This is a genomic window from Bdellovibrio bacteriovorus (assembly GCF_001592755.1).
GTDB lineage: Bacteria > Bdellovibrionota > Bdellovibrionia > Bdellovibrionales > Bdellovibrionaceae > Bdellovibrio > Bdellovibrio bacteriovorus_E.
In genome coordinates, this window is sequence record NZ_LUKF01000002.1 from 159,740 (window position 1) to 175,310 (window position 15,571).

General features: G+C 45.5%; 18 protein-coding genes. 7 read left to right on the forward strand and 11 right to left on the reverse strand.

Annotation, left to right across the window (positions count from 1 at the left end):
- Window positions 1-84 precede the first annotated feature (84 nt).
- From AZI85_RS03570 to AZI85_RS03580, 3 genes are all read left to right on the forward strand, one after another.
- Window positions 85-912: a DUF6279 family lipoprotein gene (locus AZI85_RS03570; protein ID WP_063242788.1), complete on the forward strand. Its 828-nt coding sequence runs from the start codon at window positions 85-87 to the stop codon at window positions 910-912.
- Between the two features lie 58 nt (window positions 913-970).
- Window positions 971-1,732 carry a protein-glutamine glutaminase family protein gene (locus AZI85_RS03575; protein WP_063242789.1) on the forward strand — a complete coding sequence of 254 codons (762 nt, stop codon included), beginning with the start codon at window positions 971-973 and terminating at the stop codon, window positions 1,730-1,732.
- Window positions 1,733-1,849: 117 nt separating this feature from the next.
- Complete coding sequence (locus AZI85_RS03580; RefSeq protein WP_063242790.1) at window positions 1,850-4,399, forward strand: hybrid sensor histidine kinase/response regulator; 2,550 nt, start codon at window positions 1,850-1,852, stop codon at window positions 4,397-4,399.
- Here AZI85_RS03580 and AZI85_RS03585 read toward each other — a convergent pair whose 3' ends face one another.
- Together AZI85_RS03585 and AZI85_RS03590 are read right to left on the reverse strand one after the other, a co-directional pair.
- Complete coding sequence (locus tag AZI85_RS03585; RefSeq protein ID WP_063242791.1) at window positions 4,400-4,792, reverse strand: group II truncated hemoglobin; 393 nt, start codon at window positions 4,790-4,792, stop codon at window positions 4,400-4,402. It abuts the gene before it with no gap.
- Window positions 4,782-5,243 (reverse strand): hypothetical protein, encoded by a 462-nt coding sequence (locus tag AZI85_RS03590; RefSeq protein ID WP_063242792.1) that lies wholly within the window; start codon window positions 5,241-5,243, stop codon window positions 4,782-4,784. Before AZI85_RS03590 ends, AZI85_RS03585 begins: the two co-directional genes overlap by 11 nt.
- A 78-nt stretch (window positions 5,244-5,321) precedes the next feature.
- Here AZI85_RS03590 and AZI85_RS03595 point away from each other — a divergent pair, with 78 nt between their 5' ends.
- On the forward strand, window positions 5,322-6,305 hold the full coding sequence (locus tag AZI85_RS03595) for a hypothetical protein (RefSeq protein WP_063242793.1): 984 nt from the start codon (window positions 5,322-5,324) through the stop codon (window positions 6,303-6,305).
- On the opposite strand, the gene AZI85_RS03600 is transcribed toward AZI85_RS03595, so the two are convergent.
- From AZI85_RS03600 to AZI85_RS03610, 3 genes are all read right to left on the reverse strand, one after another.
- Window positions 6,306-7,439: a hypothetical protein gene (locus tag AZI85_RS03600; protein ID WP_063242794.1), complete on the reverse strand. Its 1,134-nt coding sequence runs from the start codon at window positions 7,437-7,439 to the stop codon at window positions 6,306-6,308.
- A 130-nt stretch (window positions 7,440-7,569) separates the two neighbouring features.
- A complete protein-coding gene (locus tag AZI85_RS03605; RefSeq protein ID WP_253720823.1) occupies window positions 7,570-7,980 on the reverse strand; it encodes a nuclear transport factor 2 family protein in 411 nt (136 codons plus the stop codon).
- A 64-nt stretch (window positions 7,981-8,044) separates the two neighbouring features.
- Entirely contained in the window at window positions 8,045-8,926 is an 882-nt protein-coding gene (locus tag AZI85_RS03610) for a DNA-methyltransferase (RefSeq protein ID WP_063242795.1), read from the reverse strand.
- 508 nt (window positions 8,927-9,434) lie between these two features.
- Here AZI85_RS03610 and AZI85_RS03620 point away from each other — a divergent pair.
- The gene (locus tag AZI85_RS03620; RefSeq protein ID WP_063242797.1) at window positions 9,435-9,893 is read left to right on the forward strand and encodes an SRPBCC domain-containing protein; all 459 of its coding nucleotides are present in this window, start codon (window positions 9,435-9,437) and stop codon (window positions 9,891-9,893) included.
- A 36-nt stretch (window positions 9,894-9,929) separates the two neighbouring features.
- A complete protein-coding gene (locus AZI85_RS03625; RefSeq protein ID WP_063242798.1) occupies window positions 9,930-10,379 on the forward strand; it encodes a hypothetical protein in 450 nt (149 codons plus the stop codon).
- Here AZI85_RS03625 and AZI85_RS03630 read toward each other — a convergent pair whose 3' ends face one another.
- The 6 genes from AZI85_RS03630 to AZI85_RS03655 all read right to left on the reverse strand — a co-directional run bounded on the left by AZI85_RS03630 (window position 10,380) and on the right by AZI85_RS03655 (window position 14,271).
- On the reverse strand, window positions 10,380-10,574 hold the full coding sequence (locus AZI85_RS03630) for a hypothetical protein (protein WP_063242799.1): 195 nt from the start codon (window positions 10,572-10,574) through the stop codon (window positions 10,380-10,382).
- 139 nt (window positions 10,575-10,713) lie between these two features.
- Window positions 10,714-11,322, reverse strand: coding sequence for a M15 family metallopeptidase (locus tag AZI85_RS03635; protein ID WP_063242800.1), 609 nt, complete (start codon window positions 11,320-11,322; stop codon window positions 10,714-10,716).
- A gap of 70 nt (window positions 11,323-11,392) precedes the next feature.
- Complete coding sequence (locus AZI85_RS03640) at window positions 11,393-11,776, reverse strand: hypothetical protein (protein WP_081110899.1); 384 nt, start codon at window positions 11,774-11,776, stop codon at window positions 11,393-11,395.
- Window positions 11,773-12,159 carry a hypothetical protein gene (locus AZI85_RS03645; protein WP_063242801.1) on the reverse strand — a complete coding sequence of 129 codons (387 nt, stop codon included), beginning with the start codon at window positions 12,157-12,159 and terminating at the stop codon, window positions 11,773-11,775. Before AZI85_RS03645 ends, AZI85_RS03640 begins: the two co-directional genes overlap by 4 nt.
- A gap of 91 nt (window positions 12,160-12,250) precedes the next feature.
- Entirely contained in the window at window positions 12,251-13,840 is a 1,590-nt protein-coding gene (locus AZI85_RS03650; protein WP_063242802.1) for a hypothetical protein, read from the reverse strand.
- Between the two features lie 2 nt (window positions 13,841-13,842).
- Entirely contained in the window at window positions 13,843-14,271 is a 429-nt protein-coding gene (locus AZI85_RS03655; protein WP_063242803.1) for a hypothetical protein, read from the reverse strand.
- Window positions 14,272-14,614: 343 nt separating this feature from the next.
- On the opposite strand from AZI85_RS03655, the gene AZI85_RS03660 reads away from it, so the two are divergent.
- Window positions 14,615-15,532: a hypothetical protein gene (locus AZI85_RS03660; protein WP_063242804.1), complete on the forward strand. Its 918-nt coding sequence runs from the start codon at window positions 14,615-14,617 to the stop codon at window positions 15,530-15,532.
- Window positions 15,533-15,571: the final 39 nt, after the last annotated feature.

Genomic DNA, 15,571 nt, shown 5'->3' on the forward strand with positions numbered 1-15,571 from the left:
CTTTTTAGAAGGAGTTTCTTCGTAAACCGAGTCCTTCTTCCAAGCTTTTGCCACAACTGACGAACTCGCCAGCCGAAAACCGGGATGAAAAAATTTATTTTAATTGCAACCTGCGCCCTCAACTTTTCTGCCTGCGCCCGCATGGATATTGCCGTCAACTGGGCCGATACTTTTATCGCCGGACGCGTCGACGACTACTTCGATATTTCTTCAGAACAAAGCAAGAATTTAAAAAAGTCACTGCAAGGTGACTTTAAAAAAATTAAAACCGAAGTGCTTCCTCAATGGATTGACAGTGCCAAACAATTAGAAAAAGACGTCGCCACTAATTCGTTGGACGAACAGAAGGTCAACACCGCGTTCGATCTTGTGATTTCCAATGTGGAACACTTCACCTCCCACTTTTCCAAAACAGCCGTGGACTTCATTGCTTCAACGGATGGAGATCAGCTCAGCTATTTTCAAAAGTCTTTTAAAGAAAAAAATGAAGACGATCTGAAGGACATCCGTTCAAAAAAGTACGAAAAAAATCAAAAGAAGCGCTACTTCAAGTACTTTGAAATGTTCATTGGTGACCTTTCCAAAGAGCAATCCGCTTTGATTGAAAAGCACCTTCAGGAAACACCCTATCCCGCTGAACTTAAAATTAAAAATCGTGAACATGTCTTTCAAGTGTTCATGCAAAAGCGAGCGCACCCCGAAGAACTTAAGAATTTTGTCGCCCAGTTTTCACAGCAACCTGACGCCTTCAATCTTCCCGAATTCAATGAGGCGGTAAAGAAATATCAAGTTCGCCTCAAATCACTGCTCACGCAGGTGCTGACGACTTTAAGTCCAGCACAGAAGAAAGAACTTTGCGACAACCTGCTTGAAAAGGTGGCTCAGTTAGAGAAAATCCGCGGCCGCTCTTAAGTCTAGTTCCCCTGAAAACTGCTGAAAATTCCAGAACGTTCCGCCGATAAGAAGAGCGATGAAAGGCTTGCTTGCTCTTCTTTTCAGTTTGAATGCATCTGTGGTTTCCGCGAACGACGGTTTGCATTCCTTTGTCAAAGGCCTGGATACCACCCTTAAATATGTCCATCGCGCAGATTCGCGTCCTTGCGAAAATGAAGCTTTGATCCCGGCCTCTTCACAAAGTGCAAAGTATCAAGGCAAAGCGGTCACGGCACTTTCTGAATCCGATGCGCAAGCTTTGTTTCGCGAAATGCAGTCACACACCGAAATCCCCTTTGATTTTGCCATCGCCGGCTGCGAAGAACGCGCTCACGAAATGTCGCGCCTTATGCTGCTAAAAGGCGTCCGCCCTTTAAAAATGTTTGCCTCTGTGGATGAAAACAAATCTCCGCGACTTGAAGTCCCGCATCCAAATGGCAAAGACAAACGCCGCTGGAAATTCCATGTGGCGCCACTGGTGATGGTGCGAATCAACGGTAAAGAGGTCCCTTACATCATTGATCCGTCCATGGAAAAAAAGGCCGTGCCTTTGCAAGAGTGGAAAAAGCACATGACTTTGCATGATCCCAAAATTCCAGTGATGATGGATGCAACAATAGCTGAGCAGTATGACATCTCGGGACGTTATGTCCGTCCTTTCAGCGACGAAAGCTGGAATCGCGCCAACCAAGAAAAGCTCAAAGAGTTTAAAGAATATTCAAAAGATCCTGACGGAGAAAACAATTATCTTTTCCAGATGCAACGGGATCTTGAACGTATGGATATGATGGACAACTAGCTGCCAATCAGCAAATCAGATTCTTGTTTAAATGACTAATTATTAATACTTCATTTTTTCCTACTTGGGCCCTCTGATCCGTCAGATATTTATAGCCAGGACAGGCTACGAGGTCCCATGAAAATAAAGATCAATGACAAAACCAAACGTGTCGGATTCTACCTTGTCGGTCCCTTGTGTATCGCGCTTCTTGCTGCGTTTATTTATTTCACTCGCTACACGCCTTGGGAAATACCCAACCCTGCCCCCTTCTTAGTTCTTATCGTTATTCTTTCTTGTTTTTACGGCGGATTCAAACCGGGCATCATAACCAGTTTACTGGCCTGGCTTTACATCGCCTACTACTACAGCTCCTTGAATTCGGTGATTGACCTTCAAGAAGACATGCAAAAAAGACTTATCAGTTGGGGATTGACCTTCCCCGCCGTCAGCATTGCCGTGGGACTTTTAAAAGGACGTTCAGAAGCCCATCTTCAAAGAGAGATCAATCAACGACGCCTTCGTGAAGAAGAACTGCAAGGTTCCGAAGAGCGCACCCGCGCGATTTTAAACTCTGCCAATGATGCCTTTATTGCCATTGATACGAATAGCCGTATCCGCGAATGGAATGTCCAAGCGGAAAAAACTTTTGGCTGGACTCGCGAGGAAGTGATAGACAAACGTTTAACCGACATCATTATTCCCGAGGACTATCACAAAGCGCATTTGCAAGGCTTGGATCGCTTTCGTTTAACCGGCGAAGGCCCCATCATCAACAAACGCATCGAAGTTCCCGCGAAACACAAATCTGGTTTAATCATCATGGTTGAGCTGACGGTCTATCCCATCCGAAGAAAAGATGAATTGATCTTCGGCGCATTCTTAAGGGACATCACTGAAAAAAAACACGAGGATCAGCTTAATATTCTTCAGTATCAGATCACCCGCATCCTAACGGAAGAAAGCACTTTGAAAGCGGCGGTTCCACGAATTCTTGAAACTTTGGGTGTGGGACTTAAATGGCCTCTTGTTGAACTGTGGCTGACCGACAAAAGACGTCAAAACTTTTACTACACTGACAATTGGAGTGAAGCTCCCGAACTGCGCGATAAGTTTTTAAGCATCAGTCACCAACTGTTCCTACCAAAGGAAAAAGGCCTCTTCCCGCAAACTGAAGGAGTGCTTCACCCTGTTCACATAACCTCCGCGCTGAAAAACTCTGACTATCCGCGAGCTAAAGTAGTCGAAGTCGCGGGTTTTCAATCTTTGATTTACTGTCCCCTGGTAGACAACGACATTATCGGGACTCTTTGCTTTTTGCACACTGAAAAAATCGCGCCCGATAAGCGTATGATGGAAACCTTAGATGATATTTCAAAACACATCAGTCTATTCATCCTGAGAACCTGGGCCGAAGAAGATCTCACCCGTCTTTCTAAGGAGCTAGAAATCAAAGTTCAACAGCGCACCGAAGAGCTTGCAATCGTCAACATGCAACTCAAGAAAGAGGCCGCTGAAAAACAAGTTCTTTACGAACAAGCGCAAACCGCCAATCGCCTGAAAGACGAATTTCTAGCGACCATCTCGCATGAACTCCGAACACCGATGAATGTGATTTTAGGACATAGCGAGCTTCTTTATGGTAACGAGTTGAATGAAAACGAAAAACAAAAATCTATTGAAGCGATTTACCGAAACACCAAAGCGCAAGTTCACATCGTTAGTGATATCCTGGATGTTTCACGATTCATCACCGGACGCGTGCAATTGCATCTGGAAGTGGTTGATATGGCCGAAATCGTCGCGATGGCTGTGGAATCTATTCTGCCAGCGGCCAGTGCGAAAAACATTGATGTGAACGAAGTCAATTGTGGAGAGTGCTATATCTCTGGAGACCCAACAAGGCTTCAACAGATTCTTTGGAATTTGCTTTCGAATGCGGTGAAGTTCACTCCCCGCCATGGAAAAATTTTGGTGAAGCTTGAAAAAAATGGCTCCAATATTATTCTGACGGTTCGTGATTCGGGTAAAGGAATAGATCCCGCATTCTTACCTTATGTCTTTGAACGCTTTCGTCAGGAAGACTCAAGCACAACCCGAAAATTCGGCGGACTGGGATTGGGCCTTGCTATTACGAAAAATCTTGTCGAAGCTCATGGCGGCGCTATTCAGGTTCACAGTGATGGTAAAGGCACCGGTGCGACCTTCACTGCCATCTTCCCGATCACCGCCTTACGTCTTCCCGTCATTCCACCAGTTAAAGATTCCGAAGGACATGTGTCCTCGCGTTTACCGCTGAAAGGAATTAAGATCCTGGTCGTCGATGATCAGCCCGATGCCCAAGCTTTGATTCGCACAATCTTGAAGAAAGCCGGAGCCGAAGCCACGGTCACTTCGACAGCGACAGAAGCCTTTAAGCTTTTAATAAAAATCAAACCGGATGTCTTGATCAGTGATGTGGGCATGCCCGAAAAAGACGGTTACGAACTGATTAGCATGATTCGCCGGTTGCCGGCAGAAATGGGAGGCAACGTGAAAGCCATTTGCTTGACGGCCTATGCCCACGAAGAAGATCACAAGAAAGCGTTGGATACGGGCTTTAATGAACACTTAGCAAAACCTGTTGAAGCAAAACAATTGATTCGCTCTGTGAGTAAATTAGTGGGACGTTATGTCCCTTACCACTGATTACGCTTCCTCTTGATTGCGCATGTGATCCGCGAGTCTTAAAAGAGAATGTAAAAGCTCCGAACGCAAAGGCTCTTGAACATTTTCGTCTTCGAAAGCTTGCACCATGCAAAGCATCCATTGATCGCGCTCTGATTTACCGATTTTAAAAGGCAGGTGCCGCGCACGCATACGCGGATGACCATACTTTTCAATAAAAAGACTGGGCCCGCCCAACCATCCACTTAAAAACATAAAAAGCTTTTCTTCGCTCCCTTGAAGATTTCCAGGGTGCATGTCTCGCACACCTTTGGCTTCAGGCATAGTGTCCATGATTTGATAAAAGCGCTTTACGATGCGGCGAAGAACTTCTTCGCCTCCTAAAAGTTCATAGGGAGTTTTATTAGTGTCCATTAACTTCTTCAATATATTTAAAATAAGCCTTGCAGTAGGCGCTTTCTGTTTTAGCACGATTATAACGAATTGCCTTGTCCATTTTTCGCGCACTACATCGATTCAAGCCAGGGCCTATTAAACCTGTGGGGCGGCTCTTAATTATATCTGACATCTCTATCTGACAGTCTCCGCGAGCTTTCTGCCATAAGGACTGACAAAGCCCATGATCTAAGCTGTAACAGACACCTTGAGGCGTCGCAGATCCACAAGGCTCTTTGGCTAAGTCCTCTTCAATCATTGCTGGCGAAACATAGGTCGCAATAACCACAATAAAAAGGATAATCAAGACGACAGTTCCAATGCCGTAGTCAATGTAGCGAGAGCTCAAGGTGTACTTTGAGATCGGCTTAAAAAACATCAAAAGCAAACAGGCAATAAGTATGAGGCAATAGATGATGGTTTCTAGCATCCCTTTATTATAGAGCCCGAAGATTCCCGAGCCAAATTACTTTTGACGAAAAGCTTTGGAGCTTCAATAATTATACAGATGAGACACCTCACTGCTATTTTGACAGTTTTTGTATTTCTTTTGTGCAGTTGCAAAGGCGATGGCACCGTGCCCGAGTTTGTCTCGGAACCCTCTGAAGAATCAAAGATCTCTGCCGCTGTCACGACCGCCTCATCCAATCCCAATTGCACGGCTATTGTTCCTTTTTATTGGGAAATTGGAAATGCCACTTCGGTGCTAGCTTCAGGATCTGCCGGTAATGGAACGGTGACACGAACAACTAACATGCCCATCGCTTCAGCTACAAAATGGCTTTTTGGGGCTTACGTTATTCAAAGGCTGAACGGCACTTTGGATAACACGACAGAAAAGCATTTACGAATGCTGGCAGGCTACACGAGCTTTGGCAATCTTTCCTGCATTGGCACCAACACAGTTCAAGAATGCGCCAATGTTGGTACGAACTCGCAGTACACGGCAGCGAATGACAATAAATTCTTTTACGGCGGAGGCCACTTTCAAAAATGGGCTGTCGATAACGCCATGGGCACTTTAACTCGAGCGCAACTTCGCACTGAATTTCAAACGCAGTTAGGTGCAGATGTTGAGCTGACATTTGGCTCGCCCCAATTGGCTGGCGGAGTGAATACCAATGCCGCAAACTACGCGCGGTTCTTACAAAAAGTTTTAGGTAGTCAACTTCTCATTCGCACATACTTGGGAGCGAACTCCACGTGCACTCTTCCTGCGGTATGTCCTTCCGCCATTTCGAGCCCCGTTCCCGTAGCTTGGCATTACTCGTACGGACATTGGGTCGAGGATGATGAATCCGGCGATGGCAGCTTTAGCAGCGCGGGTCTTTTTGGATTCTACCCGTGGATCAATGCCTCTAAGACTTTGTACGGAATCATTTCTAGAAATGAAGTCCCCGCCGGTGGAGGTAACGAAATCGGTTCGGGATGGGCCTCTTACTTATGCGGACGCGAGATTCGTCAAGCTTACGAAACCGGCGTCGCCAGATAACTACTTTTGCAATTTAAAATAAATCGCCGTCTGCGCGGTCTCATTGATCACACGCTGAGAGATCGCGGGCACATTGGCGAAGTATCCAAAAGCGCGAAGTTGATTTGTCTTGATCGTCGTCTTGGTGGGATTTGCTAAGTTCCAGGTGCTTTGAAATTTTACCTGGTTAAAATCTGCATTCCAGTTGAACTGGGAAAAGTTCGCTTCTCCCCACTGATGAACCATATTCGCCAGGTGGCAGCTCGCGCAATCAATTGTTCCTGGGTTGTGACGTTCGGGATTTTCGTACTCTAAAGCTCGCCCCAAAACTTCTCGAATCTGCGCTTCCGTGAATTTCTTTTTCACGCTCCAAGAGTCCGCCGTCAGCTTTGAAAATTCAGGATCATGCTCTTCCGGCGCGGGCATCATGCCGCCCGAAAAACTTTGGAACTGAGATGAGCTTTGAATCACTCCTTGCGTCTGTCCGCGAATACGCGGAATGGCCATGGGTTTTGCCTGACCGTTGATCACATCAAAGCCTGAAAAAATCCAAAGCTGCTCTCCTGCCATCACATTCATGGCCGTCATGCGAATTAAGTTATTTTCTCCGCAGAAATTCAAAATCAAAGAGCGAAGGTACTTCCAGTAAGCTCCTTGAAGACCTTCTTTCTTTAAGCGGGGATGAATTTGCAAGGCATCTTGGCTAGAACCTGAAGACAGTTTTTGCCATGCCTGCCACACTTTTTTAAAAGATTCGTCATCAAACTCATAGAAACTATGAATGGCCGCATCGCGAGTATCCGCGCTGCCCTCTTCGTGAAATACCGGTTGCCATACCAATCGAATTTGACGTCGACACGAAAGCGGGCCTTCGCCTTCGGTAAAACAAGGATCAATGCGCACACCTACGACCTGCAAGGCTTGTTTCCAGATGATGTGATTAGGAACTTCAGGAACTAGTTGAACGATTTCTTGATAAGTTTTCTTAGAAAGCAAGGGACCTTGCGCCCCATTGTCTTCAGGTTTTAGCACCAAAGACATTTCATGTTCTTGAGGCAAAGGAAGAAGAATTGTCAGATCATTCAAGCTCATGGCAAGAGCCTGAGTCGAGGCCGATAAAAAACCTAAAACAAGAACAAGAGCCGTGATTTTCATGGGCTTCTTTTTTCAGAACACAGGTCGGATTTCAATCTTTTATCCATAAATGAAAATCTAATGAATCTATGTTCCGACAAAGACCTTCGCCGCATAAAGACAAAGGGGCTTAAAGCCCCTTTTCGATCGTTTACATCGTATAGAAAAATTCTTCTTTAACGATTTTGCCGTTGGCGACGGTATAAAGAGCAACCTCTTCCATCTGCCAGCGTTTGCCCGACTTTTTCTCAGACACGTCCATTTTGTAGTGAACGGCAAAGCGATCGCCGTGAGGATAAGGGCCCGAGGCCTCCATAGAGTGAACTTCCATCTGTTCGTCCCACTCCTTATTTTTTTTGCGAATGGCCTCGATTCCACGCATGTGTGCGGGCATGCCAGGCATGCTCGCGGCTTCTTTGCTTTCGATGTTTTCAGAATAAAGCCAGTCAATGGCTTTCATGTTGTCGCCGCGCTTGCAAAGCTCGACAAGTTTTTTTCCCACTTCCATGGTTTCTTTAGAAGGTTGTTGAGAGGGTTGCGATTGTTGAGATGAAGTCTCCATCCAGATCTCCTTTTTTCTTTAGCACGATCATGCTTTGAAAAAAGGAGTCTGAGGAGATGTAACTCTACAAGGAAACTTCCGGTTCTTTTTCGGGCGCTATCTCCAAATCATCAAAGAAGGATAGATTTCTTTCTTCAATGATTTTTCTGGCCTCGCGCGATTGCGAACCCTTGGTGGAAACCAGTTTATTTTTAAATGGATCTACTTTGCTGATATTGAAATCGCGGACACGTTCTTCTGCCACCTTACAGTATTCTTGCGCGATGTCGATGCCGATAAACTGACGTCCCAGTTTTTTTGCCGCGACCGCCGTGGTCCCCGAGCCGATAAAAGGATCAAGAACAGTTTTCGCTTCCGTCGATGAAATAATTCTTTCCGCTAAAGCTAATGGAAATGGCGAAGGATGATCATTATTCATCTCTTGTGAAAAACTCCAGACATCACCACAGGCATTGGCTTGCGGTGATAGTTTGAACTCGGGCTTAGCGATAAGATAGATCACTTCGTATGTAGGCAGGAAGTAGCCCGGATTAAAATTAATGCCACCCGCTCTTTGCCAAATAATAATTTGACGCACAGGAAAGCCACTGACGATATCCTGTCTGTCTTGAAGCAATCCATTTTGCACGCGCCACTTGTGAATATAAAAAAGAGCTCCGTCAGATTTCAAAGTCCGCATGGTTTCGGCAATCACGGCTCTTTGCCAACTGACGTATTCACTATGAGGCATATTGTCGTCGTGGTTAGGGTAGCCCTTCAACAAAGCGGCTTTAGACCACTTTCCTCCGCGACCGTCTTTCAGACCGTTCCCAGAAGAGTTTTTTAAATTGTATGGAGGAGAAGTCACCGCAAGATCAATCGAACAATCCGGGATTTTCTGAAGAGTCTCTAAGGCATCGCCACAAATAATCTGATCTAAAAATGAAGCCAAGTTATCAGCGTCCATCGCATCCCCTCCTGCAACGTCTCAAGGGCTTTTTTTAAATTATGCCGATAGAAATTACGCAAGAGGACTATTTTGAGTTTCACCTCGACCATTTCATTCCAAAGCTTTACGGACCTGTCGGCAAACCGTCACTTACCGAGGTGTCGGCACTTGAAGCTGTCGAAATCCCAACACCTTCACCGTCAAAACCTTTTAAATTTCCAAAGAGGCTCTTATTTTTTGGCAATGTCATTGCTTTCTATTTTTACAAAACTCATGGACCAAAAGAAAAAGGAGGCCCTATGAAAAAACAAATTCTTTCCTACGCTCTACTTGCTGCAGTTGCTTTGATGGCAGGCCCCGTTTTAGCCGACACCGATGATTGAGATCTTAACACCTCAGAATGACAGCGTGTTAATGTTCGATGCTGTGGGTTTGACACAGAATGGAGTTTACTCAATCATAAATCATGGCGAATCGGCTTGCTCTATTCAGATTCGCTATCAAAACCAACCCTAAGGAGCCTGCCATGGTCGCCCCGAAGTTTGAAACTTGGATTATTATCCAAAAGCCTGTCGCTGAAGTTTTTGATGCTGTTTACAATCCCACAAAACTCAGCAGCTATTTCATCACAGCCGGAGCGACGGGTCCCTTGGAAGAAGGCAGTACTGTGCAGTGGGAGTTCGCAGATTTTCCCGGTGCCTTTCCTGTTCGCTCTAAAAATGTTCTGAAAGATAAGTTGATTGTTTTTGAATGGGGTTCCCCCGAAGGTGGAAAAGACAATCGCGTTGAATTTGTCTTTGAACCTGTGAATGCCAAAGAAACCAAAGTCACTGTCACAGAGCTTGGATGGAGCGAATCCCCTGAAGGAATGAAAGCCGCTTTTGGTAATTGCATGGGCTGGTCGCAGATGATCTGTGCGATGAAAGCTTACCTTGAATACGGGATCAATCTTCGTAAAGGTGCTTACAAGGCTCTGTCGTCATAAGTTCTTTAAATGCAGGGGTTTTAGAAAGGATTCAGTATGAAGTTGTTAATAACTTTCGCGCTTACGTTTCTTGCCTCTGCGTCTTCTTACGCGACTATTTGGAAGTGTCAAATTCGACTTCCCAACGGACAAGCATCTATTGATGAGTTGCGTATTTCATTTAATAACCGATTGGAAGAAATTGGTGTCTACCGTCCCGACCCATTTGGATTTGGTCGATATAAAGTAGAAACACTGTATGCGGATTTTTCAAAAAATCGTGCGGGTTTTCAAGTCGGCCCCTGTGAGCATGATATCGCCAGTGTCTATCCCGAAAGCCAACAGATCTTTGTGCAGTCGGCTTGTAAATCTCAAGAAGGCTACAGCGTTTTTGTCGACGCCGACTTCGGCATGAAAGAGGCCGGCTCAATGATCACTCAAGTGCAAACACCCACGGCCACCACCGCACGGGTTTTCCGCGTGGACGCGTGCACCGTTGATTACTAATTAATCTTCTCGAAGTTGAGGTCTCAGATCTTCTACGCGCACATTGTTTTTACGAGGCGCGCGTTTTACTTTTTTAGGTTCTTCAGCGTCGTAGAAATCGCCGCGAAGGTTTCGCATCGGCATCTGATCTAGTTCTTTAATCATTTCATAGATCTTAAAAACACGGTCTTTAAGGGCCGCAAGACTTCGCATCATTCTTCTTCTCCAAGGAATAAGGATTGATGCTCAGTTTACGAAAAGAAATCTGTAATGTTGGAAATTTGAAGCGCGCTGGAACTATTCCTAGACCAAGGGGGAAATCGAGAGCGTTCAGTTCAGAGCGACTCTCAGATAATTATTCTAAGACGGGGTGCAAGCCGTGCACTTTCTCTCGAGGAAGAGCGTTGAAATGCCACCACTCGTGCTCCAACACTTTAAAACCTTGAGTCTCGAGAAGCTCGCGCAAAAGCATTCTATTGGTCAGCTGCTCCTGAGTCAGTTCTCCGGAAGCTAGAAATTTTTCTTCAAGCTTTGGCTGCGCCAAATCTCTAAAATCGTCAAAGCCCGTTCCCATATCCAATGGACGACCGTCTTTTGTTTGCAAGGTCAGATCCATGGCCATACCAAAATTATGCAGAGATCCAGGATAAGGAGCTGCCACATAATTTTGAAAAGGCGTTCCTTCAAGGTGACTGTAAAACTGTGCTTGAATACTGCGCGGACGAAGCGTGTCCCAAATAAGAAATTGCAGGTTCGGATGATTCTTACGAAGATTTTCACAGGCCTTCATAAACATCTCATACGCCAAAGGTGATACGAAACAGCGATCGAAGTTTTCATAAACATTTTTATTCATGAAATTATCGGCGGTCGCATACTTCATATCTAAAGCCACTTCCGCAGAAGGCTTGATTTCACGAAAAGTTTGTTCGATCCACTGAATTTGGCTGGTGAAAGATGTCATGGCCTTAGGCTAAAAAGCTTTCTTGCCGCAGTCAAATGGACGCTTGTGACACAGGCTCTCTGTCCACCCTTTAAATCGCCTTTGTTTTTAAGCGAACAATTTTTGCTAAAAGAAATATGAGGGCGCACGAGCCAAAGGCCGCCGCCCCCAGCCCTCCGCCGATTCCTTTCGCCAGAGGAACTAAGAAGGAATAAATCAGCGCAAAGATCACACTTGAAACCAGAACTCTTTTTTTACCCATTCTAGATTTATCCGTCATGCCCACGAAGGTAGAGCCAAAAAACGCCGCCTGCAGTGTCGTAATAAAAGTGATTGGCAATAAACTCACGATTAAAGCAAAAAGCAATGTCGGACCACTGGACGCCCGCACCGTCGAGATGCGCTTTTCGTGAATTAGATAAAACGTCGCCTGCGCGCCCAAAACTGAAACTAAGATCACACTTAAAAGAATCACAGCCAATACCTCAAAGCAATTCCCAATAAAGAAGAGACAAAAGCGATGAAACCAAGGCGCCCGCCCAATCCTTTGAAGCGAGGACCGAGATAAACGTAAATCGTACTTCCTACGACCGAAACAAGTAGAATCTGCCATAAGCCGGCATCGACAACTCGAGAACCCATGGCAACAAAGGCCCCGGTGTAAACCAACGCATGCACGTGGGCCCCATCGATACGTTTCGTGTCCGGGATAAAAGTTCCCAATAGCCCCGTAAATGAAGCCGCCACAACGGGTGTCCATTTAAAATGGGATTGCAGATAAAAACAGAGAAAACAGCCACCAAAGAAAGTCAGAAATTTTAAAAGCCAAAGTTCGAAGTGTCGCAAGGTCGCAGTCATGAAGGTCCTTAAGGATCATCATCTTTGGACAAAGCGAACAAAACGGCAAGATTTTTTTTGATCCCGCAGGCTGCCTTTCGGCGGCCTTTTACTATCGTCTTTTTATCATTTTCTGAGTGGCATTAAAGGCCTCTTTAACCAAAGAATGCAAACGCTCACTGTCGCTCCGATTGAAAGCTCCGTACGTATGGGTTCTATCATAGTCCTCAGCATCCATATGAAGGGCGTCCATCCACAGTTGCACGGCATAAGATTGCATCAGCTCAAAACGCACGTCATAAAGCTTCATAATCCTATGAATGTCTTCAGAATTATAATTTTTAGAGCGCAAAGTCTGTTCATACATCTCATCCAGGGTCGGAGAAGTTCGTGAAGGCTCTAACGCGATATAAATATTTGATATCAGCTTTTTCGCTAGCACCTTGACAGCGTCCCGACTTTTATACCATTGATAGACCCGGTTTGCTTCGTCTGAGTGGCGATCTTTTTGGAAGGGGTCAGATACCAAATCGAACTGACGATAATATTCGACTTCTTCAATCGCTCTTTGTAGTGCCGAATAATCATTCAAAATCTCTTGATATCGAGCTTTGTACATTGAATTTGTCATCAGCAGATCCGTCTCACGAAGCATCTTCCCGACCTCAATCACATCCACTCTTAACGAGCTCATTAAGGCATAGGCTCCCCGGGTTCTAAAGTCTTTTGGTGTGGCCCGCAAAACGGAAAAGATATTGAACTCTTCCTTGAGTGACGCCGAACTCCACTCAGGTTCTGATAAAGAAAGGGGTGCAAAGAGAGCTTTAGGGTCTTTCATATCCGCGATCAATTTTTTGATATAGCCATCGTAACTGCCAAAGCTGCGAGCTTGAGGAATGATAATTCTTTCTCCGAAGGTGTCGGCAGAACGCAGGGAAAAATCACTCAAACTAGTTTCATCTGAAAAACCAAAGAAACTGCGAACTCTTTTTTCAGCCGTATTTTTATCGACACCATAAGTTCGCGCGTATTCGACGGCCAGGGTCGTCGCGGTATTAATAATAATGCGATCATTCTGGAAATCAAAACCTTCAGGCACAAACGCCGCTTGCAGTTCACTCTCTCTTGTTATTTGGCGCGTTTCAATGATGTATCCACCCAGGACCGGCACCGAAAGATGATAGATAAATTGTCCATTTTTATTTGGCGAAAAACCGGAAGAATGCAGTTGCTTTTTATTGCCATCATAAATCGTCAATATCCGCATATCCGTTTTTAGGCCGGGAGTGATTTCGCCCACCAAGATCCAGCCCAAAGATTTTCCAGCCAGCTGTTTTTTTATAGGAACGTTATTGCCATGATAAGCCGCCACAAAACAATTCAAAGTCAGCTTGTCACCAATTTTTTCCGCGCTGACTTCGATGACATCTCTGGCACTGAAATAGAATTCACAGCTGGGAATGTCATACTTATGATCGGCGAAAGAGATCTCCATGATATAAGAGCTGTTGGGATATGGAACTTCATCACACACCCATTCCTGCGTTGAATCCTGAATAAAAGTTCGACGTCCCGGATCGCGCACATTCCAAGTTAATTTTTCGCCGGTGAAATTTCCCACGCAGAATGGCAGTGCCTCTGCTAATGAAGGCCCCGTGAAAAGAATGACTCCCAACAAGGATTTTTTCAAAAACTTTTTCATAACTACTTCCCTTCTTGAAGATTTTTAAATTCTTCTTCGGTTAAGGAATCTGGTTTGGTCTTGGCGTGAGCTTTAAACTTCTTATTCGCTGTTTCTACAACATCAATGATGGTCACCTTACCGTCTGGTCTAGAAGGCTTCACATGACCTATCCATGAAGGTAAATGCTTCGCTTCATCTTGATCCAGACGTCGGTCTTTGTTTTTATCTAAAGCCTGAAAATGATCACAGACCTGGTCGCGATATTCATCATCCGTGATTTCATCTGGAATCACATCAATAGGAAGAGGAGCATTGTTCTTCAGAGTTGAGCTTGAACAGCCAATGAGAGTAGTGAAAGTTCCCGCTAGCAAAGTACAGACAAGATGATATTTAATTGTGTGCATACTCGATTGAAGCACACCTCTTTTTTTAGCTGTAGTAAAACTCATATCTTCCTCTCTATTTCCGGACCGCCCGTCCTTGCACTTAAATGAAGCAAGCAGAGGGCCACACGTCACAACCTCCGTAACGAATAAATAGAAGATGATCGTACTAAAATGAGAGTCTGCCGAGATACCGACCGTCAGAGCTGTTGGCGGACCGGCAGATTAAAAACGTCATAGTTGTCCATTAAAATGTCTGTTAGATAGCGACCGCAGGACTCACTCCAATCGCGTCAGTTTTTTCGACCCCAGAATTTTGACAGCTCGACTTTGCGTTTCTGGTGTTCGTCTTTTCTTTCCTGTTTAAATCTTCAGACCACCCAAATATTTACCGAAACACGGAGGAAAAATGCGTTTAACCTTGGTCACAATGCTGCTCTTACTCTTATCTCTTTCAACTCATGCTGGACAGGATCCTGGTTCTGTCATCCGCGACAAGCACGAAGACCCAAAACCACCAGCCTGGTCGGATTGGACTTCGATTGGCGGTATGGCAACATCCGATCCAGCGGCTTGTTCCCTTTCTGGATTCAGAACTTTCGTCTTTGTTCGTGGCGGAGACAATGCCCTCTGGATGCGTTACTGGAATGGCAGCTACTGGGCGGCTTGGGTATCTCTGGGAGGAGTTTTAACATCGTCTCCTTCAGCTACCTGTCACGGATCTCGCATTGATGTGTTTGCACGGGGACTAGATGGTGCTCTTTGGCAACGTACTTTTAGATCTAATAGTTGGCGTCCTTGGGTCTCTTTAGGTGGAGCTCTTGCCGCGAACTCGGGTCCGGGCTCTGCGGCTTGGTCAGGCAATCGTCTGCATGTTTTTGTTCGCGGCACTGACAATGCTTTATGGCGCAAATCTTTTGTTGCTAACAACTGGTCCGCTTGGCAATCCTTAGGAGGAGTTTTAACTTCCGATCCTGCGGCAGCCGCGTGGGCTAATGGACGTTTAGACGTCTTTGTTCGTGGAACTGACAACGCTCTTTGGCACATTTGGTACACCAGCAGTGGCTGGTCCGTATGGGAGTCACTGGGTGGATACTTAACATCGTCCCCGGACGTGGCTTCTTGGGGCAATGGCCGCCTGGATGTTTTCGTTCGGGGTTCAGACAACGCTCTTTATCACAAATGGTTTCAATCAGGATGGTCTGATTGGGAAAGCCTGGGAGGTATTCTGACTTCAGGACCAGGCGCAAGTTCTTCCGCTCCCGGCCATGTTATGGTGTTTGTCCGAGGCACCGACAACACTATTTTTTATCGCAGTTATCGTTAAAATAAAAAAGGCGCTCCTTATTTGGAGGAGCGCCTTTAA